The 20,928-nt window shown below is 69.1% G+C and carries 12 protein-coding genes and 1 pseudogene; 4 read left to right on the forward strand and 9 right to left on the reverse strand.

The features are described from left to right. Positions 1–21: 21 nt before the first annotated feature. A complete protein-coding gene (locus tag Sp245p_RS36015) occupies positions 22–315 on the reverse strand; it encodes a hypothetical protein (RefSeq protein ID WP_244439529.1) in 294 nt (97 codons plus the stop codon). Between the two features lie 34 nt (positions 316–349). Continuing rightward, positions 350–448 (reverse strand): annotated as a pseudogene (locus Sp245p_RS36020) (hypothetical protein); the annotation flags it as partial. A 553-nt stretch (positions 449–1,001) separates the two neighbouring features. Here Sp245p_RS36020 and Sp245p_RS27980 point away from each other — a divergent pair. Both Sp245p_RS27980 and Sp245p_RS27985 read left to right on the forward strand, forming a co-directional pair. Then, complete coding sequence (locus Sp245p_RS27980; RefSeq protein WP_246119825.1) at positions 1,002–13,001, forward strand: Ig-like domain-containing protein; 12,000 nt, start codon at positions 1,002–1,004, stop codon at positions 12,999–13,001. A gap of 72 nt (positions 13,002–13,073) precedes the next feature. Then, positions 13,074–13,907: a RibD family protein gene (locus Sp245p_RS27985; protein WP_041813164.1), complete on the forward strand. Its 834-nt coding sequence runs from the start codon at positions 13,074–13,076 to the stop codon at positions 13,905–13,907. A 144-nt stretch (positions 13,908–14,051) separates the two neighbouring features. Here the strand turns inward: Sp245p_RS27985 and pqqA are convergent, their stop codons facing one another. Further along, positions 14,052–14,168 (reverse strand): pyrroloquinoline quinone precursor peptide PqqA, encoded by a 117-nt coding sequence (gene pqqA, locus Sp245p_RS27990; RefSeq protein WP_237907549.1) that lies wholly within the window; start codon positions 14,166–14,168, stop codon positions 14,052–14,054. Between the two features lie 247 nt (positions 14,169–14,415). On the opposite strand from pqqA, the gene Sp245p_RS27995 reads away from it, so the two are divergent. Next, complete coding sequence (locus Sp245p_RS27995; protein ID WP_035680323.1) at positions 14,416–14,757, forward strand: hypothetical protein; 342 nt, start codon at positions 14,416–14,418, stop codon at positions 14,755–14,757. Positions 14,758–14,797: 40 nt separating this feature from the next. Here the strand turns inward: Sp245p_RS27995 and Sp245p_RS28000 are convergent, their stop codons facing one another. The 4 genes from Sp245p_RS28000 to Sp245p_RS28015 are packed head-to-tail and all read right to left on the reverse strand — an operon-like array spanning position 14,798 to position 18,712. Then, positions 14,798–15,628, reverse strand: coding sequence for a quinoprotein dehydrogenase-associated SoxYZ-like carrier (locus tag Sp245p_RS28000; RefSeq protein WP_014242215.1), 831 nt, complete (start codon positions 15,626–15,628; stop codon positions 14,798–14,800). Positions 15,629–15,632: 4 nt separating this feature from the next. Then, positions 15,633–16,592: a quinoprotein relay system zinc metallohydrolase 2 gene (locus tag Sp245p_RS28005; protein WP_041813546.1), complete on the reverse strand. Its 960-nt coding sequence runs from the start codon at positions 16,590–16,592 to the stop codon at positions 15,633–15,635. A gap of 20 nt (positions 16,593–16,612) precedes the next feature. After that, positions 16,613–17,707 carry a hydantoinase/oxoprolinase family protein gene (locus Sp245p_RS28010; RefSeq protein ID WP_014242217.1) on the reverse strand — a complete coding sequence of 365 codons (1,095 nt, stop codon included), beginning with the start codon at positions 17,705–17,707 and terminating at the stop codon, positions 16,613–16,615. Positions 17,708–17,710: 3 nt separating this feature from the next. Further along, positions 17,711–18,712 carry an ATP-grasp domain-containing protein gene (locus Sp245p_RS28015; protein ID WP_014242218.1) on the reverse strand — a complete coding sequence of 334 codons (1,002 nt, stop codon included), beginning with the start codon at positions 18,710–18,712 and terminating at the stop codon, positions 17,711–17,713. Here Sp245p_RS28015 and Sp245p_RS28020 point away from each other — a divergent pair. Then, positions 18,711–19,454, forward strand: a complete 744-nt coding sequence (locus Sp245p_RS28020; RefSeq protein ID WP_211101815.1) for a HisA/HisF-related TIM barrel protein — start codon at positions 18,711–18,713, stop codon at positions 19,452–19,454. The two genes, Sp245p_RS28015 and Sp245p_RS28020, sit on opposite strands and share 2 nt — an antisense overlap. 5 nt (positions 19,455–19,459) lie before the next feature. Here Sp245p_RS28020 and fae read toward each other — a convergent pair whose 3' ends face one another. Both fae and Sp245p_RS28030 read right to left on the reverse strand, forming a co-directional pair. Then, positions 19,460–19,987 (reverse strand): formaldehyde-activating enzyme, encoded by a 528-nt coding sequence (gene fae / locus Sp245p_RS28025; RefSeq protein WP_162471583.1) that lies wholly within the window; start codon positions 19,985–19,987, stop codon positions 19,460–19,462. Positions 19,988–19,998: 11 nt separating this feature from the next. Further along, positions 19,999–20,928: a triphosphoribosyl-dephospho-CoA synthase gene (locus Sp245p_RS28030; RefSeq protein ID WP_082188285.1), complete on the reverse strand. Its 930-nt coding sequence runs from the start codon at positions 20,926–20,928 to the stop codon at positions 19,999–20,001.

The following is a 20,928-nucleotide window of genomic DNA, read 5'->3' on the forward strand; positions in this document are numbered from 1 at the left end:
GAAATTCCGGACACTCCCCCACTACACGAGGCGTGTCTCGGCGCTGTCGAGCGCTGAACCCTGCTTCGCCTCGACCCGCCCTCGTTTCTCCGTCCAGCGCGCCTGCGTGTCCTTTTGGCGCTTCTCCTCCTGGGGCAGCCGCTGCCGGGGCGCCTCCACGATGGAGGCGCCGATGATCTGGCCACCCAGCGCGAAGCAGCCGCGCTCCTTCAGGTCCGCGCCGAAGCGGGCGAACAGCGCTTCCATCGCTCTCGCCGTCACCAGCGCCTCGCGGAGCAACCAGATCGTCGTGTGGTTCGGAAACCGGTCGCCCAATCCCAAGCCCGAGGAACCGCATGAACGACAGTCGGTCGCGCCCCTGATACTCGGTCTGCTTGTCCGACAGACCGTACAGAGCCTGCAGCACCAACTCGCGTTCACGGGCGTATGATCGAAGTATTCGGTTCATCACCGGTCCGGCGCCTGATTTCGCAACCAAGGTTGCCGTGGCGGTGGCAAATCCGGCTTTCCATCCCACGAGATTGCTGACGGAACATCGAAGGGGGCCGACTCGCCGCCCTTGTCCTTATCGGACGGTATCCGTTCACACGTCCGCAAGCGTTGGCTCGGTTCGAAAAAACCGACACGAGTTCGGTCTGGCCTGCCAATGAGGCTGACTGGTCGGCTGGCAACCTTCCAGAAAGAGTCATTGTACGTTCCGTCTGGGGGCGATCCTACATTCTAAAAACCTTTGGTTTTCAATTCAATCCGCCAGAGAAATTTTCCCGTGTGGAGTATCCCTTTGCACCCGATATACATGCACGCTCTCGGCACGTAAGAAACTATTGGGAACATATGGATTTGTACGGGTGTATCTCAGCGCATCCGGCCAATAACGCGATACGGACGCTCCTATATACCAATAATTAGCTCTTGATCATGTATTGATCCATCTGGGACCGGTGCGCGTGCCGGCCGCGTGACGTGAGGGCTGAAAGACCGTGGCGAATCCAACCTTCACTATGATCGGCACCAACAGTTTCGGCCTTTCCGATATCGGAAGCGAGGCCGCTCCGGTGTTGGCGGACATCGATGGTGATGGCGATCTCGACCTCCTGGTTGGCAACGCGGACGGGAACACGCTCTTCTTCCGGAACACCGGAACGACGCTGTCGCCGACCTTCACGCTGGACAGCACCAATCCGTTCGGGATCAGCAACGTCAGCGCGGGCGGTGCGCTCCCCAGCTTGGTGGACATCGACGGCGACGGCGATCTTGACCTGTTCATCGGCAACCATGCCGGCACCACCCTGTTCTACCGCAACAATGGAACCTCAGCGCAGACGCCGACCTTCTCGCTGGAAGGCACCAACCTGTTCGGCATCCAGAGCGCCGGCAGTTACGGGGCGCCGAGCTTCGCCGATCTGGACGGCGACGGCGATCTCGACCTTCTGATCGGCGCTCAGGACGGGAATATTTTCTTTTACCGCAACAACGGCTCCACGCAAGCGCCGACCTTCTCACTGGAAGGGACCAATCCCTTCAGCCTGCCCCGCGACCTCAACGGCTACGCGTCGCCCGCGCTGGCGGACATCAATGGGGACGGTCTCGTCGACCTCATCACCAAGAGCACCGTCTACGTCAATGTCGGCACGGCGGCGGCGCCGACCTTTTCGCTGTTCGCCACGAATCCCTATGGGAATACCGGGCCCGGGGCCTACCCGCGCCCCGCCCTGGGCGATCTCGACGGTGACGGCGACATTGATCTGGTGGTCGGCGTCGACGGCGGCGACCTGGAGTATTTCCGCAACGTCGCTCCGGTGACCGTGACCCTCGGCAACGGCGGCAACACGATCGCGCTGTCGCAGATCAACACTTTGATCGGCGGCACGGGCACCGACCTGGTCTCGTTGGTCGACATCGGTGCGACCTTCCTGGTCACCGGGATCGAGACGCTGACCGGCAGCACCGCCACCGACGTGGTGACGCTGGGCGGCGGCGGCAATACGCTGCTGGTGAGCCGGGTCGAGACGCTGGCCGGCGGCGCCGGCGCCGATGCGGTGACGCTCGGCTCCCTTGGAAACACCCTGAGGGTGGACGGCGTCGAGACGCTGACCGGCGGCATCGGGACCGACGTGGTGACGCTCGGCTCCCTCGGAAACACCTTGCTGGTGGATGGCGTCGAGACGCTGACCGGCGGCCTCGGCCTCGACGTGGTGACGCTGGGCAACAACTCGGGCAACACACTGACGGTGTTCCGGCTGGAGACGCTGACCGGCGGCCTCGGCACCGACGTGGTGACCTTGGCCAGCGGCGGCAACACGCTGCTGGCGGAGGGGATCGAAACGCTGACCGGCGCCGTCGGCGTCGATTTGGTGACGCTGGGCAACAGCGGCAACACGGTGACGGTCCGGCTCTTGGAGACGCTGATCGGCGGGTCCGGCACCGACATCGTGACGCTGGGCACCGGCGGCAACGCGCTGACGGTCCGGCTCATGGAGAGCATCGTCGGCGGATCCGGGTCCGACACCGTGACGCTGGGCACCGGCGGCAACACGGTGTGGGTGATCGGCGTCGAGACGCTGCTGGGTGGTTCCGGGTCCGACACCGCGACGCTGGACAACAACGGCAACACGCTGACGACCCGGCTTGTGGAGACGCTGTTCGGTGGTTCCGGTCTCGACGTGGTCACGTTGGCCAGCGGCAGCAACACGCTGTGGGTGAGCGGCGTCGAGACGCTGATCGGCGGTGCCAACGCCGACAACGCGACGTTCGCCAACGGCGGCAACACGGTGACGGTCCGGCTCTTGGAGACGCTGACCGGCGGCTCCGGCACCGACATCGTGCTGCTCGGCACCGGCGGCAACACGCTGAGGGTGAGCGGCATCGAGACGCTGACCGGCGGCTCAGGCACCGACGTCGTGACGATGCTCACCAGCGGGAGCACGTTGACGGTCTCCCTGGTGGAGTCGCTGATCGGCGCCAGCGGTACCGACGTGGTGATACTGGGCAGCACCGGCAACACCATGCTGGTGTCCGCTCTGGAAACGCTGACCGGCGGCTCCGGCACCGACGTGGTGACGATCAGCGCCAGCGGTGTGACCATTCTGGTGAGCGGCATCGAGACGTTGAGCGGCAACAGCGGCCGTGACGCCGTGACGCTTGGCGACAGCGCGGGCACCACCATCCAGGTGGCGCGGCTGGATGCGCTGACCGGCAGCGTCGGAACCGACGTGGTGACGTTTGGCGGGACCTTCGGCAACACCATTCTGCTGGGCGGCGTCGAGACGCTGACCGGCGGCGTCGCGACCGACATCGTGACCCTGGACAGCAGCGGCAACACCATCGAAGTGTCGCAGATCGAGACGCTGTTCGGCGGTTCCGGCAACGATGTGGTGATGCTGGGCAGCGGCGGCAACACGCTGCTGGTCCGGCTGCTGGAGACGCTGACCGGCGGCTCCGGCCTCGACGTGGTGACGCTGGGCACCGGCAGCAACATGATGACCGTGAGCGGCGTCGAAACGATCACTGGTGGCAGCGGGCTCGACATCGTGACGCTGGGCGACAGCGCGGGCAACACGCTCACCGTATGGCGTGTCGAGACGCTGATCGGCACGTCCGGCACCGACGTAGTGACGCTGGGCAGCGCTGGAGTCACGCTGCTGGTGGACGGTGCCGAGACGCTGACCAGCGGCGTCGGCACCGACGTGGTGGAGTTGGGCAGCGGGGGCAGCACGCTGCTGGTGGGCGGCGTCGAGACGCTGACCGGCGGCATCGGCACCGACGTGGTGACGCTGGGCAGCGGTGGCAACACTCTGCTGGTGAGTGGTGTCGAAACGGTGACCGGCAGTGCTGGCACCGACGTGGTCACGCTGGGCAGCGACGGCGCCACTCTGGCGACGACCCTGCTGGAGACGCTGATCGGTGGAGCCGGTGCGGACGTGGTGACTTTCTTCCCGGCCGGCAACCAGGGGACGCTCTTCGTTTCCGGTGTTGAGACCGTTTACACACCGTTCCAAACGTTGACCCTCAACGGTATCGACACACTGATCGTGCTGCCGGCCAGCCCGTCAATCCCGGTGCTCAATCCGGTGTCGGACAGCGGAGTGGTCGGTGATGCCCTGACGAACGCGTCGCAGCCCATGTTGACGGGGACGGCCGATGTCGGCGTCGTCGTGCATTTGTACGGAAACGGCGTTGAGATCGGGACGGGAACGGCCGACGGTTCCGGTGCTTGGACGGTGAACCCCGGAACGGCGCTTGTCGACGGAATCTGGACGTTGACGGTCAGGGGGACCCTATCCGGCATTGAGGGCGGGGTGTCGGGGCCCCTCCTGGTGACCATCGACACCAGCGCCTCGTCGCCAACCGCTTTGGCGCTTGCCGTGGGTTCGAACAGCGGGTCGACGGCGGATACGCTGACGAACGTGACGCTGCCGGTGATCACCGGCAGCGTCGCCGAGGCTGGCGTGGTTGTGCTGTACGAGGGCGGCACCGCTCTTGGCACGGTGACCGCTGCGGCGGCCGGGGCCTGGACGATGACGGCCACTTCGCTGAGCGACGGTGCGCACACGCTGACCGCCACAGTGACCGACGCGGCGGGCAACAGCTCTTCGGCATCCGCGGCACTGACCGTGACCATCGACACCGGAGCAAGCGCTCCGACGAGCCTTGCTTTGGCTGCGGCGTCCAACAGCGGCTCGACGGCGGATACGCTGACGAACGTGACGGCGCCGGTGATCACCGGCAGCGTCGCCGAGGCTGGCGTGGTTGTGCTGTACGAGGGCGGCACCGCTCTTGGCACGGTGACCGCTGCGGCGGCCGGGGCCTGGACGATGACGGCCACTTCGCTGAGCGACGGTGCGCACACGCTGACCGCCACGGTGACCGACGCGGCGGGCAACAGCTCTTCGGCATCCGCGGCACTGACCGTGACCATCGACACCGGAGCAAGCGCTCCGACGAGCCTTGCTTTGGCTGCGGCGTCCAACAGCGGCTCGACGGCGGACACGCTGACGAACGTGACGGCGCCGGTGATCACCGGCAGCGTCGCCGAGGCTGGCGTGGTGGTGCTGTACGAGGGCAGCACCGCCCTGGGGACGGTGACCGCTGCGGCGGCCGGGGCGTGGAGCATCACCGCAGCCTCGCTGAGCGACGGTGCGCACACACTGACCGCCACGGTGACCGACGCGGCGGGCAACACGTCGTCCGCCGCGTCCGCGCTGACCGTGACCATCGACACCGGAGCAAGCGCTCCGACGAGCCTTGCTTTGGCTGCGGCGTCCAACAGCGGCTCGACGGCGGATACGCTGACGAACGTGACGGCGCCGGTGATCACCGGCAGCGTGGCCGAGGCTGGCGTGGTGGTGCTGTACGAGGGCAGCACCGCCCTGGGGACGGTGACCGCTGCGGCGGCCGGGGCGTGGAGCATCACCGCAGCCTCGCTGAGCGACGGTGCGCACACGCTGACCGCCACGGTGACCGACGCGGCGGGCAACACGTCGTCCGCCGCGTCCGCGCTGACCGTGACCATCGACACCGGAGCAAGCGCTCCGACGAGCCTTGCTTTGGCTGCGGCGTCCAACAGCGGCTCGACGGCGGATACGCTGACGAACGTGACGGCGCCGGTGATCACCGGCAGCGTGGCCGAGGCTGGCGTGGTGGTGCTGTACGAGGGCAGCACCGCCCTGGGGACGGTGACCGCTGCGGCGGCCGGGGCGTGGAGCATCACCGCAGCCTCGCTGAGCGACGGTGCGCACACGCTGACCGCCACGGTGACCGACGCGGCGGGCAACACGTCGTCCGCCGCGTCCGCGCTGACCGTGACCATCGATACCGGAGCACCGTCTGTTGCTATCGCGCTGAGCAGGACGACACTTGGAGTAGGGGAGACGGCAGCCGTCACCTTTACGTTCAGTGAAGCACCGGTTGGATTCTCGCTCTCGGCCGTCACAGCACAGAATGGAACGCTGTCGGACCTGTCCGTTCTGCCTGGAAGCGACGGATTGGTTTACACAGCCACCCTGACCCCAAGCGCGGAAACCAATGCCTCGGACAGCCGCATCACCGTTGCCGCGGGATGGAGCGACACGGCCGGAAACATTCCAACGGCAGCGGCCACGTCGGCCGGCTACGCCATCGACACCCGGAGCCTGCCCGTCAACACGGCCCCCGTCATCGGCGGCGCGGCAGCCGGTCAAGCGGTCAACGACACCGCCAGCAGTCAGCCCTTTGCCACCCTGACCGTGTCCGACAACCAGACCGTCCAGACGCAGACGGTCGTCGTGACGGTCCGGAATTCGGGTGGCACAGTGGGCGATGCCACCGGCGTCTTCAGCGCCGCCAGCCTCGTCGCCAGTGGTTTTGCCAAATCGGCCGCCGGCACCTACACTCTGACCGCCAGTTCCGCGGCGGCGGCCCAGGCCGCCCTGCGGCTGCTCGACTTCCAACCGGCGGCCAACCGGGCCGCTCCGGGCACTCACGAGACCACGGGCTTCGCCGTGACGGTCACCGATGCGGACGGCGCATCGGCGACGAACACCACGACCGGTATCAACGTCCTGTCGATCAACGACGCCCCGGTGTCGGCCCAGGCGCTCGGCACCAGCAACGTGGACCAGGGGCAGGCCTTTTCCTACACGGTGCCTGCGGGAGCCTTCACCGACGCCGACACCGGCGACAGCCTGACCTTCAGCGCGACCAGCGGCGATGGCTCGACGCTGCCCGCCTGGCTCAGCTTCGAAGCGGCCACCGGGCGCCTGTCCGGTACACCGGGCAACGCCGACGTTGGCACCCGGACGGTGCGCGTCACCGCGACCGACTCCTCCGGCGCGACGGTTTCGGACCTGCTGACCATTACGGTCTCCAACGTCAACGACGGGCCGGTTGCGGCGAACGATGCGGGAGACACCGACCGGCTCACCCCAGTCACGGTGGTTGCGGCAAGCGGCGTGCTCGCCAACGACACCGACCCTGACGTCGGCGACCGGCTGGCCGTCAGCGCGGTGAACGGCGACGCCGCCAACGTTGGCCGGGCCATCACGTTGGCCGGGGGCGGCCGGCTGACGCTGAACGCCGACGGCGGCTACAGCTTCGACCCGGCGGGCGCCTACGGCACGTTGCTGTTCGGCCAGACCCGGCAGGAGACGGTCAGCTACACCGTCACCGACCAGGCCGGAGCGACCTCCACCGCGACGCTGACCATCACCGTGCGGGGCGTCAACACCGCTCCGGCGGTGCAGGAGGCCAAGCACGTCGCCATCGACCAGAATTCCAGCCGCGTCGGCCTGTCGATCGACAAGCCGGTCGATCCGGAGGGCGACCCGCTGACCATCACGGTGACCGGTCTGCCGACGGTCGGGGCGCTCCAGCGGTACGACGGCACGGCGCTCGCCGTCGGCGACACGCTGACGCCGGACCAGCTTGCCGCGGTGATCTACACGCCGCCCTTTGGCGCCACCGGGGCCGCGGGGTCCTTCAGCTACGCCGTTTCGGACGGGACCCATCTGGTCGGCCGTGCGGTGACGATCAGCCTGACGCCGGTGCAATGGCTGAGCCTCACCCCGTCCAGCCTGTCGATCGCGGAGGGCAACAGCGGGTCCACCGGCCTGACCTACACCATCACCCGGCGCGGCGATACCTCGGGCGCCACCACGGTCAAATGGCAGGTCGACACGACCGGCCTGAGCGGCAGCCTTGCCGACGCGGCCGATTTCGGCGGCACGCTGCCCAGCGGCACCGTCACCTTCGCGGCCGGGGAGACCAGCAAGACCATCACCGTTCCGATCAGCGGCGACCGGCAGGTCGAGGGAAACGAGCAGTTCCGGGTCCTGCTCTTCTCCCCATCGACCACGGTGGCCGACGCCAAGATCACGGTGGAGACCGCGACGGCGACCGGCACCATCCTCAACGACGACCGTGCCGCCACGATCACCGCGGTGACCGGCCCGACCGCCGGCCGCTATCTGGCGGCGCGCGGCGACACGCTGGACTTCACCGTCGCCTTCAGCGACGCGGTCAGCGTCTCCGGCACCGGCGTGCCGCGGCTGGCGCTGACCATCGGGACCCAGACCCGCTACGCAACCTTCCTGCGCGTGGAGTCCGGCAAGCTGGTGTTCCGCTACGCCGTCGGCGCGGGCGATCTGGACAACGACGGCATCGTGGTCGCCGGGACCATCGACCCGAACGGCGCGCAGATCCGCGACAGCGCCGGCAACGCCGTCACCAACCTCGGTTTCGGTGCCGCCGCGCCGGTCACCAGCCATGTGCTGGTCAACGTCCGCGGCGGCCACGCCATCGACGGCTACATCGCCGGCGCCACGGTGTTTGCCGACGCCAACGCCAACGGCCAACTCGACGCCGGTGAGGCGTTCGGGACCACCAACGCGGTGGGGAGCTGGTCGATCCCCGGCGGGTCCGGCCCCATCGTCATGATCGGCGGCACCGACATCTCGACCAATCTGCCCTTCACCGGCGTCTATGAGGCACCAGGTTCCGCGTCCGTCATCACTCCGCTGACCACCATCATCATGGGCATGGCGGGGCTTGCCGGAACGGACAGCGCGATCGCCTCGGCGGCGACCGAACTGAAGAGCAAGCTCGGCCTTGACGCCGGCCTCGACCTGCTCACCTACGACCCCATCGTCGCGGTGACCACGGTCGGGGCGGGCGCCGAGGCCATCGCGACGGCGCTGAAGACGCAATCCGCCGCGGCCAGCGTCGCCAACGTGATCGTTCAGGGCAGCGCCGTGCTCGCCGGGGTGGTGATCGGCACGCCGCGGGCCAGCGGCGTGATCGGGCGGGCGCTGGTGGGCGCCATCGCCGACGCGATCAAGGCCGTTCCGGCGGGCGGCACGATCGACCTCGCCGATCCGGTGGTCATCGCCGCCATCCTGGCCGCCGCCGGGGCGCGGATCGGGGCTGTGGACAGCGCAAAGCTGACCACGGTGACGGGCGGTGCCGCCAACGTCATCGCCGCGTCGAACGGCGCGGTGATCAGCGCCGGCACGACCAACAGCGGCGGCATCGACGGGCTGACCCAGATGGCCCAGGCGCAAGTGGTGGCGCAGGGCACGGCGGCGGACGAACTGCGCAGCGGCACCGCCGCGGGCGACGTGTCGGGCGCCGTCACCGCCTTCACCGGCACCAACCTCCAGCAGCAGATCAGCGCCGCCCAGGTGGCCGTGGTCATCCCGTCGCGCCTCGCCATCACCGCCACCGACGCCGACAAGCGCGAGGGGGACGGCACCAACCCGGGGGGCACCACCGCCTTCACCTTCACCGTCACCCGCGCCGGCAACACGGGCGGCGCTCTGACGGTGGCTTGGACGGTGGCGGCCGGCGACGGGGCTGGAGGCGCCACGCTCAACGCCGCCGATTTCGGCGGGACCCTGCCGTCGGGCACCGTCTCCTTCGCCGATGGCGAGGCGACGAAGACCATCACCATCCTGGTGTCGGACGATACGGACATCGAGCCGGACGAGACCTTCACCGTCACCCTGTCCAGCCCGTCCGTCACGGCGACGGCGATCGAGACGGCATCGGCGTCGGGGACCATCCGCAACGAGGACCCGATCGATCCGCAATTGACCCTGCCGCCTGCAAGGATGGTGGTGGCGGGGACGGCCACGGCCATCGCCGGTCTGTCGGTTATGGATGGCGACAGCGCCACCGTAACGGTGATCCTGACGCCCGGCAACGGCAGCCTCGGCCTCGCCGGCCCCGCATCGGTCAGCACGGCCGGTGATGGCACCGTGACGCTCACCGGCAGCGTGGCCGACGTCAACACGACGCTCGCCTCGCTGGTCTTCACAGGGACCGGCGGACAGACGGCAGGCAGCATCGCGGTGACGGTGGCCGACGGTGACCCGCTGACGCCGGACGCTTCGGGCACGCTCGTCATCGCCATCCAGTCGCCACCGGCCAACGTGCTGCCGAGCAGTCCGACCCTGGTCGCCGGCCGCTCGACCGAGGTTCTGGGGCTGGAGATCACGGACGTCGACGGCGGCACCATGACCGTCGTGCTGACGCCGACCAACGGCGCCCTCACCCTGCCGCTCTACGGTTCGGCCACGACGAGCGACCTCGGCAACGGCAAGGTTCGGCTCACCGGCTCGCTTGAGGACGTGAACCGCACGCTGCAGCAGCTTGAATTCACCGCGTCGCGCAACGTCACCAGCGCGTCGATCCGGTTCGAATCCTCCGACGACCAGCCGCTGACCCCCGACGCCGACAGCCTGCTGGTCATCGGCGTGCTGTCCTCGCCGGAGCACACGGCGCCCACCGCCCTCTCGGTGATTTCCGGCGTGGCGACGGCGGTGACCGGTCTGTCGGTCAGCGACTATGACAGTCCGACTCTGCAGGTCACGCTGACCCCGACCAACGGCGCGCTGGCCCTGACGGCGCAGGGCGGGGTGACGCTGACCCAGCCGTCCGCGGGCGTCTGGCGCCTGCTCGGCACGCAGGCCGACATCACGGCGACGCTGGCCACCCTGACCTTCACCGGAACGGCGGGCCAGACCTCCGGAACGATCCGGGTGACGACGAGCGACCTCGGCACGCTGACCACCGACGCCGAGGCGACCATAGAGATGACCATCGCCGATCCGGCGACGCTGGTCGCCCCGACGCTCACGCTGCCGCAGCCGATCACCCTCGACCAGGGACTCGACACGGCGCTGACGGGCATCCAGGTCACCGATCCGGACAGCCCGGCGGTCACGGTGACGCTGACGCCGTCCCAGGCGATCCTGGGGGCCAAGGCGGCGGGGCAGGCGAGCGTCGCGACGGCGGGCGACGGAACACTGACCATCAGCGGGTCGGTCGCCGACGTGAACGCGACCCTGGCCGCCCTGCGGATCACCGGCGGCACCGCCGCCACCGCGACGGTCGCGGTGACCGTGAGCGATGGCCTCACCACGCCGGCCACCGGCACGCTGACCCTGCCGATGGTGGACGTCACCCCGCCGGGCAGCCCGACGATTACCGCGGTGAGCACCGACTCCGCCGGTACGCTGCCGGTGACGGGCACCAACACCAACCGCAACCGGCTCTTCGTCCGGGGCACGGCCGAAGCCGACAGCCGGATCGTCCTGTCCGATGGCGGGACGGAGGTGGCGACGGTCACCGCCGACGCGCAAGGCGCCTGGGTCGCCGATCTCAGCGCGGCGCCGCTCCTGGACGGCACCCACGCCTTCACCGCCCGGGCGACCGACGCGGCGGGCAACACCGGTCCGGCGTCCGGCGCCCCGTCGGTGACCATCGACACCATCGCTCCGCCGACGCCGTCGGTGGTCTTCAACGACGCGTCCATCGACCCGGCCAGGCAGAGCAGCGTCGGATTCGCCCTGTCCGGCGGGGAGAGCGGGACGACCTACCGCTGGACGCTGTCCTCCTCGGGCGGCGGCTCCCTGACCGGCACCGGGACGCTCACCGGTGCAGGCGGCACGGTCGGCGGAATCGACGTGTCCGGCCTGCTCGACGGCACGCTGTCCCTCTCGGTCACGCTGACCGACGCGGCGGGCAACGTCTCGGCGGCCGGGACGGCGACCGCGGCGAAGGCGGCGGGAGCGGTGGTGGACGGCACGCAGGTCCAGACGCTCTCGTCGCAGTCCAACGGACGGGCCGTCAGCACCGTGGCGGTCCAGGCGCCCGCCGCCGGCCGCACGGAGGACCCCAGCAGCCCGAACGCCGGGCTGGCCGACGTGCCGCTGGTCCGGGAGACGGTGACCGATCCGTCAACCGGGCAGCCGACGCTGGTGACCACGCTGCAGGTCGGGTTGCCGACCGGAGTGGGTGTGACGGCGAGTGGCCCGGCGGCCCGCGAGGGGACGACCCTGGCGCAGGCCGACCTGATCCAGGCGATCGAGGCACGCACGATGGAGGGGTCGGTCTCGCGGTCCAACCTGTCCAGCGGCGGCGCCCGCTTCCTGGGCACGCTGTCGCAGCAGGCGTCCCTGCTGCTGCGCACGCTCGCCTTCACCGCGCCCGACGCGCCGGGGGCGGCGGTCCGGGTTACCGGCGCCATGCCGGGTTCCACCATGCCGACGGCTCTGGTCATCGACACCACCGGGGTGGCGGGACCGCTGACCATCCAGCTCGACACCGTGTCGTTCGCCGCGGTCATCGGCTCGGCGACGTTGACCGGGGGAGAGGGCAATCAGGTGGTGTATGGCGACGCCGGCAGCCAGTCGATCATCCTCGGCCCCGGCGACGATGTCCTGTCGGGAGGCGGCGGCAACGACACGGTGGCCAGCACGCTCGGCAACGACACGCTGTATGGCGACGATGGCGACGACCTGATGCACGGGGGCGACGGCGACGACCTGATGGATGGCGGCGCCGACAACGACACGATGGGCGGCGGGGCCGGCAACGACACCATGGGCGGCGGAACCGGCAACGACATCCTGATCGGTGAAAGCGGCAACGACGCGCTGTTCGGCGGCACGGGCAACGACACCCTCTTCGGAGGCGACGGAGACGACACGCTGTTCGGCGAGGACGGCAACGACATCCTGTCGTTGGGAATGGGCAACGACATCGCCAGCGGTGGCGATGGGGACGACACGTTGTTCGGCGAGGACGGCAACGACACCCTCTTCGGCGGGGCCGGCAACGACATCCTGTCGCTGGGGACGGGCAGCGACCTGGCCGACGGTGGGGCGGGCAACGACACGCTGTTCGGCGAGGATGGCAACGACACGCTGTTCGGCGGGGCCGGCGACGATGTGCTGGTTGGCGGAGCTGGCCACGACGTCCTGTTCGCCGACGGCGGTGCGGACACGCTGTGGGGTGGTGCCGGGGCGGACATCTTCGCCCTTGGTGGTGCGTCCGGCGGATCGATGGTGATGGATTTCACCGCGGGCACCGACCGGCTGGCGCTCTTCGACTCCTCGCTCGATCTCAAAAGCGTGATCGCGTCGGCGAGGGTGGTGAACGGCAACACCGTGCTCGATCTGCGGCCGGGGGTGAGCGTCACCATCGTCGGGCAGACCGGTGATGCCGCCCGCTGGTTTACCTGACGGGGAGGGGGCCGTCCTGCGCCCCCTCCTTCCGCGCTGTTGGCCGCGGAAGGAGGGGTGTTATCGTCGGGTATGGCTGCGCGTGTGCTGAGGCTTTTTCCCGGACCGGCCGAAGAGGTGGCGTTGGCCGGGCTCTATGTGGCCGACGCGCTGCACAGCCTGGGCAGCGCGTCGGCGCCGTTCGTCTATGCGAGTTTCGTCGGCAGCCTGGACGGGCGCATCGCGCTGCAGGACGGCGAAGCGAGCCGTCTTCCGGTCGAGATCACCAGCGAGAATGATTTCCGCCTGTTCCTCGAACTGCAGGCCCAGGCCGATTGCCTCGTCACCCATGGCGGCTATCTGCGCGACCTCGCGGCGGGACGGCTGGACGACGTGTTGCAGATCGGGACGCGCGCCATGGACCGTGACCTCGTGCGGTGGAGGGAGGAGAACGGTTTGGCCGCCCAGCCCGCCGTCGTGATCGCCAGCGCCAGCCTCGATTTTCCGATTCCGCAGTCGGTCATCCGGGAGAAGCAGCGTGTTCTGATCGCGACCGGTCGGCAGGCCCCGCGCGATCGGGTCGATGCGCTGAGGGCGCGTGGCTATCCGGTGATCGTGGCTGGAGACGGTGCATCGGTGGAAGGGGCGCCTCTGGTCCGGGAACTCGGCAACCTCGGCTTCCGCAGCGTGTATCTGCTGACCGGCCCCCGCATGCTCTCCACCATGCTGCGGGACGGAATGCTGTCGCGGCTCTATCTCACCATCGCGCACCGCGTGGTGGGAGGGGAGAGCTTTCACACCATGGCGGCGGGGCCACGGTTGGAGGGCGCCGGCCGCCTGCGCCTGTCCTCGCTGTATTACGACAGCGCGGCGCCGGATGGGGCGGGCCAATGGTTCGCCCGGTTCGAGCCGCTGCGCCCGGTGTGAGGCCGGTGACCAAACTCAGGCCGGTCCGTGATCAGCGGCCTTGTCGAAACGAGCATGCGGGCAGGGGAGACGTGTCTCGCCGCTGCCCGCAGGAAGGTCGGTGGTAAGCATGATGAGGCACACGGCGTCGCCGTTACCACGCCATCAAAGCTGTGCGCAGGCGTAGGCGTTGATTTCGGTGCCGACGGCGATCACGCGGATTTTCGGTTTGCGCCAAGTCTTCATGGTGCGCTCCCTCAGTTTCTGGATGGAAAGGACCATCTGCGGTTTTGGTCCTCTCCAGAAAGCCTACCGGTCCGATCCTGGTGCGGCCATCCTACGAATGGATAGCGGCGCGGAAAATACGGATGGATTTTTTGCGGTCAATGAATGCCGAATTTATTCGGCACTGATTGTGATCGGGCGGTCATCCCCGCGGCGACCTCCGAATGCGTGCTTGAGAGCGAATGCCGGATCGTCCCACCATGAGGACGCGCTTCTTCGGACAGACCAGCATGGACCCGACCCGATGATGAGGAATGGTGTTCCGGTTGCGTTGCTCGCGCTTCTGATCGGCTGCGGCACGGCGCAGGCCGAGGACGGTTATCCCACCTACGCCCGCGTCGATTACGTTCTTGGCTGCATGCTGTCCAACGGCCAGGGGCCGGACGTCGTGCGCAAATGCTCCTGCAGCATCGACGAGATCGCCGCGCATTTCCCCTACGACAGCTACGTGGCGGTGGAGACCGCGCGGGGCATGCAGGAGGCGCCCGGCGAACGCGCCGCGCTGATGCGCGACGTCGGGTGGATCAAGGATCTGCTGAACGAGTTCCGGCAAGCCCAGGTCGCCGCCGACCTGAAATGCTTCTGACCCGAAATGCATCTGGGCGGTCAGGCGGCGCAGGCGACCTTCACGAACCGGAATTGGCGCGGATCGGCCAGCTCTCCTGGAAAATCCGCCCGTTCGAATCCTCGGCGGTGACATCCAGCGTTCCCTGCTCCTCCGGCACCAGGGAGAAATGGATGCTGGGGTCTTCGCTCAACGAGATGTCCGATTGCACATCGAGCACCGGCGCCCCGTTGTAGCGGATGGCGACGGTTTTCACGTAGTGGGCGGGGATGAAATAGTAGTTGAGCTGGTCGTACTGCATGCCGGTGTAATTGGGGTGGCTGATCAGCAGTTGCGCGGTCAGCGGCTTTCCGGCGGCGATGTTGTCGGGCAGGTTCAGCTTCATCTTGCCCATGCGGGCGACGGCGAGCTGAGCGTTCTTCAGGGCCGGAGCGGAGCACCCTCCGGACGCCTTGACGAATTGCGTGGTGCGGAGCAGCCGCCCGTCGCTGGTCTCCGCGACGGCGGTGATGTTGGTGTAGGCGTTCACCCGCAGACGGGTGTCGATCGCCTGCGGGCTGTCGCCATGGGCGAAACGGAAGGTCGCGGCCATCGGCACGGGATTCTCATCGACGATGAGATGGACCGCGGTTACCTGGACGCCGCTTCCCGGCGCCGTCACGATCCGGATGGGCACGACCGCCGCGTCGTTGGCGCGTTTCGGGGCCTCCAGGCTGAGGAGCGGCCCGGCATCCTCGACCGTGCGGCCCGAAAAGTACATGTCGCGCAGCATGTCCCAGCGTTCCTCCTGCGGCGAGGCCGCCAGAGCGCCCACGCTGCCCAGGCACAGCCAAGCGGCGCCCGACAGCGCGGCGCCCGACAACCTGCGGATGGTCCGGTGCGGTGTGGTCATGGTGTCATTCCCATTCCAGTTCGGCGAAGGCCGCCGTCACGTTGCGCGGGTTGTAGGACTCGAACAGACGCCAGCGCGGCGCCTCCTCGGCGGCGACCGATTCGACCGCCTGCTGGATCGTTCCGTGGGCGGCCTGGACCTTGCGGACACCCTCGACGACCCGGCTCAGGTAGCGGCGCAGGTCCCCGGTGGCATCCGGCCAGGGGGCCGAGGGCGGGCCGTGTCCGGGAACGACGCGTGCCGCCGGTTCCGCGGCCAGAGTGTCGAGGGTGCGCAGCCAGCCGAGGACGGAGCCGTCGATGGCCGGCGCCCGCTCCATGAACAGGAGGTCCCCGGCCCACAGCGTCTTCGTCTGCCGGTCGAGCACCGTCAGGTCGTTGTCGGTGTGGGCCACCGGCCACGCGACAAGGTCGAGCACGCGCCCTCCCAGATCGAGTTCCAGGCGGTCGGAAACCACGAGGGTCGGCGGGACGATCCGGACCTCCGCGGCGGCAGCGGCACCGACCGCGGCGTCGAACGCCTGGCGGTAATGCTCCCCGCGCGCCGCAAGAGACGCCTGGAGGTTGCCGTGGGCGACGAAATCGGGCCGGTCGGGCAGGAAGGCCACGTTTCCCAGAATGTGGTCCGGGTGCATGTGGGTGTTGACGACGTAGCGGATGGGCCGGTCGGTGTGGGCGCGGATCGCCTCACGCAAACGATGTCCCACAATCGGCGAGCCGCCGCTGTCGATCACGGCGACCGCGTCATCCCCGACGACGAACCCGCAGTTGGCGATGTCCCCGGCGTTGGTCGCGTCGGTTTCCTCGTGGCGACCGGCGTGCACGAACACACCGGGGGCGACCTCGAACACGGGCAGGGGATCGGCCGTCGCCGGGGCCGCCGCCCCAAACAGCCAGACGGACAGCCAGACGCCGGCCAGCGCCGCGCGAGCGGACGGCCGGAGGAACGTGGCCGCAGCAGCCATCGTCCGGTCCTGCATTGTGTTCAATCGGGCGAGTATGAAACCGCGTCGGCGGGCCCGGCAACCGGGCAAAGGTGTTTGTGCGGCGCACCGTCAAAGGCAAGCCAGCCGACGCTGACGGCGGGAGCGAACCATCCCGCGCGCTCCCGCAAGGCCGGCGCCACCGGCAGATGCGCTTCGAAATCGCGGTAGGCCACTCCCCGGCGTTCGGCCAGACGCCGCACGAGGAACCGGCCGACCCCGGCGCCGACGAGCGGCGGGGAGTCCGCCGTCAGGCCCCGCGACAGCACCTGATCGAGCGCGTCCTCGATCCGGCGGAGCTGGCGTTCCGCGAGATGGCCGGCGAGGCGGCGGGCCTTCGGCAAGCCGTCCGGTTCCAGGTCGTCGCCGACCATCCGCAGCAGGCGCCGCGCGCTGGCTGTAAGGCCGTGGTCGCGTCCGTCCGCCGTCGGGTGCTGATCGGCGCCGTCCGGCAGCGTGCCGGTCAGGCGATGGACGTCGGCCATGGTCGCGAACAACTCCGCCATCAGCGCGCGCCGGCCTCCGCCATAGGGGACCGTGTGGGCCACCGCCATGACCGGAGTGCGCACGACGCCCGTGTAGACCAGCTCGCCGCTGTCCAGCCGCTCGGCATCGGAATAGCCGGCATGGAGAGGGCCGCCGCCGAGTGGGACGATGTCGGTCGTCGTGCTTCCGACATCCAGCAGGACTCCGTCGCCGCCCGCCGCGGCCAGCAGCGCCGTGGCGTACCAGTTGGCGGAGGCCACCGCCTCCGCGCAGTCGGGCGCGGCATCGATGGGCACCAGCCCGCGTGGGCCGGCGAAGACGCTGAGTGCGGCGGCGGGCAAGGCGGACCGCATCGTGGCGGCGATGAGGCGCACGCCGTCGGCGCGGTCGTCGAACAGGTCCGCCAATTCCCCGGTCATCGTCGCGGCGGCGTGGCATGGCTGACCCCAGCGGGCGATCACCGCCGCGACGGCCTGCTCCAAGCGGTCGAGGCCCATCCAGAGCGGGCAAGGCCACTGGTCGAGGTCGCGGAGCGTCCCCGTCTCGTCGAACAGGGCGGCTTTCAGATGCGCCCCGCCGATGTCCAATCCGATCAACGCGCCGCCGTCCATGGCTCACCCCTCAAGCGTCAGAAGGACCGGTTCGATGCGCGTCACCGGCTGCGGTGGGATCGGCGGCTCACGCGCCAGATCCAGCACCGCGGCGGCGACGTTCAGCCCCGTCGCGCGCCGCACACCCACGGAGGAGGTGGTGAGGCGCGGGTTGACTTCGATGATCCTCGGCCCGTCGGGACCGACGATGACATCGACGCCCACGCACCCGAACAGGCCGGGCAACGCCGCTGCAACGCCTTGCGCGAGGTCGGAAAGGGCGGGGGAAAGCGCCATCCCGCCGACGATCCCCCCGCCGTAGGAGAAGCGGCCGCCGGACAGCGAAACGCTCTGACGGTTGGCGGTCAGCGGCCACGCTCGTCCATCGCGGCAGAGTATCGACAGGCTGGCCGGCGTGCCCGGCTGGAAGGGCTGTGCCACGAAACCGCTCCGGTCCGCCTCGGCCAGCCAGCCTTGCCAGTCGGCATGGTCGCGGATCAGCCGGGTGTCGATGCAGCCGGCCCCGTCGTCGGGCTTGACGACCCAGGGACCGTTCCCCGGCGGCCCGTCCGCGGCGACGGCACCGACCCGCCAGACCGGGACGACAGACAACCCGGCCGTCGCGTCCAGCACGGCTGCGGTCGCCGCCTTGCTGGACGCGACGGCCACCGCGTCGGCGCGGCTGTTGAGCAGGAGGCGCCCGCTGGCCTCAACCATGCGGCTGAAGCGCTCCAGCGCGCCGTCCGTTTCCGGGGCGATCGGCCAGACGCCGTCTGCCTGCCGGGTGAGGTCCTCCCAAAGCGACCAGGACTCGCGCGGGTCGGTGATGGTTATGCTGCGCACGGGCCCCGTGAGCGGCGGGAGACGGGCGTCGCGGGTGACCGTCACCGCCACTCCCGGCACCTCCAGCAGGTCGGCCAGCAGGGCGTGGAGAATCAGGTCGCCCTCGCGGGCGAGGCTGGCGGGGATGGGGACGTCCGGCGGCATGCCGCCGCCGGTCACGAATTCGACAACCAGGATGCGCATGCCGTCTGTCACCATGCAGCCGAGGGAGGGCGAGATGTTCCACGTCGTTCCGGTGATCGATCTGAGGGAGGGCGGCGTGGTGCACGCCCGCCGCGGCGACCGGGGCCGCTATCCACCCCTGCGCTCCTCGCTGTGCGCCGGCAACGACCCGGTGGCGGTGGTCGGCGGTCTGCTCCGCCTTCACCCCTTCCACGTCGTCTATGCGGCCGACCTCGATGCCATCCAGGGCACCGGAAACAACCGGCCGGCGCTGGCGCGTTTGAAAGCGGCCTTTCCCGACGTTGGATTCTGGGTCGATGCCGGGTTCCGCACCGCCGATGCGGTGCGGGGTTTCGTGGCATTGGGGCTCGGCGACGCGGTGCTCGGCAGCGAGAGCTTGGACGGTCTCGCGCCGCTGGTCATGTTGAAGGCCGATCCGGCCTGGGACCGGGTGATCCTCTCGCTCGATTTCCACGACCGCTTCATCGGACCGCCGGGCCTGCCGGACCGCCCCGACCTGTGGCCGCAGCGGATCATCGCCATGACCCTGGCCCGCGTCGGATCGGGCGAGGGGCCGGACTGGAACCGCCTCGCCGAGATTGGCCGGACCAAGCCGCAGGCCAGCCTGTTCGCCGCCGGCGGTGTGCGCAACGGCGACGACCTCCGTAACCTCGCGGCGCGCGGGAGCGCCGGCGCCCTGGTGGCGACGGCGCTGCACGACGGCCGCATCGGCGGCGCGGAATTGGCTGCCCTGTCCCGGTAAGCCCGTCACGCGGCGAAGGGATGCTTCACCTTGTCCTTCTGGCTCATCAGGTCCTGCGCGCTCGGGAAGCTGGCGACCGCGCGTTCGATGGCCTCCTTGGTGGCGCGGTAGTTGTAGTCCTGGATCTTGGCGTTGTCCTTGGCCTCCCAATGGATGAAGACGCCGACGCAGATGAAGATGTTGTCGATCTCGTCCTGCGGGATGGTGCCTTCGGACACGCAGTCGGCCACGGCCTTGGCGACGGCGTGCTGGGCGGGGCCGAACATCTGCACCGCCTGTTCCGCGCCCTTGATGGTGACCTTGTTGAACAGGATGGTCGCCGGCTTGCACATCAGGTTGGGTGCGACGACCGCGAGAAGGGCGGTGAAGCCGTCCTTGTTGTTGGTCAGCGCGTTGCAGAAGGCCGTTTCCACGGCGCTGCCGCGCGGTCCCATGATCAGGTCGATGTGGGCAACCTCGTTCCCATCACCGACCAGCGACTCACCGACGAGCACGCGGTTGATCTTCGTGGACTGTCCTCCCCACATCGGCATGTCCTCTCTCCCTAGTGTTGCCGGCGTTCTTCGTGGAGCGCGTCTTTTCGAAGAACGTCCGTTATGACGGGCGGCTGCGGGGATTGCATGAGCCAGAACGCAAGGAGGCAACCCACGACAATATCCGCGGTCGTTCCCGGGTTGACGCCATTGTATTTGAGGTCCCGGTCCAGTTCCGCCAAGCGCGATCGCGTTAGCGTCAATGCACGATCCGGGGCGGTGTTTTCCCTCAATTCCGAAGCCCGTGCGCGTAACCATTCAGAACGCTCCCGCCCGTATTTTCGGATGACATGGCTGTCGGGCAGGGTGGCGAGGAATTCGACATAAATCATTTCCGTGGCCTGCTCGAACCCCGCCCCGGCGTCCAGCCATCGCCGCAGGCTCGGCACGCCGGTGTCGAAGACATCCGCGAAGCCCGTCGCGTATTGCCGGGCGATGGTGTCGCGGTCCTGCGCCTCCCGCATGGCGTCGAGCAGAGTGACCCGCGCCGGGGCGTGCACGTCCGCCCCCTCCACGCGGCCCAACCCGGCGGGTTCGGCCAGTGCGATGGCCTGGAACGCCAGTTCCGCGTCCGCCACCGTCAGGCCGGCGAGGACATGGCCCAGCCGGTCGCGCAAGGGGGCGTTTCCGGGCATCAGCGCGGCCTGGGCCAGCGGTGCGGCCAGCAGCAGAATGCCAAGGTTGGTGTTGCAGCCGACGGCTTCCCGCGTGGCAACGACGGCGGCGTGCAGCCGTTCCCCGACGCTCAACCCCGGCCGCGCGAGGGTGGGCGCGGTCGCTTCGGCGCTGGCGAGGAACTGGGCGACGGTCATGCCATGACCCTCGGCATGGATGTGGACGTTGCCGGGCTTCAGCGCGCGCAGCTCCAGGTGGCAGGCGGCGCGGTAGGCGCCGGCGACGCCGGAGGCCGGGTCGGGGGGGATCGGCGCCCAGTCGATCAT

It is taken from the genome of Azospirillum baldaniorum (genome assembly GCF_003119195.2).
In the GTDB taxonomy this organism is placed as follows: Bacteria; Pseudomonadota; Alphaproteobacteria; order Azospirillales; family Azospirillaceae; genus Azospirillum; species Azospirillum baldaniorum.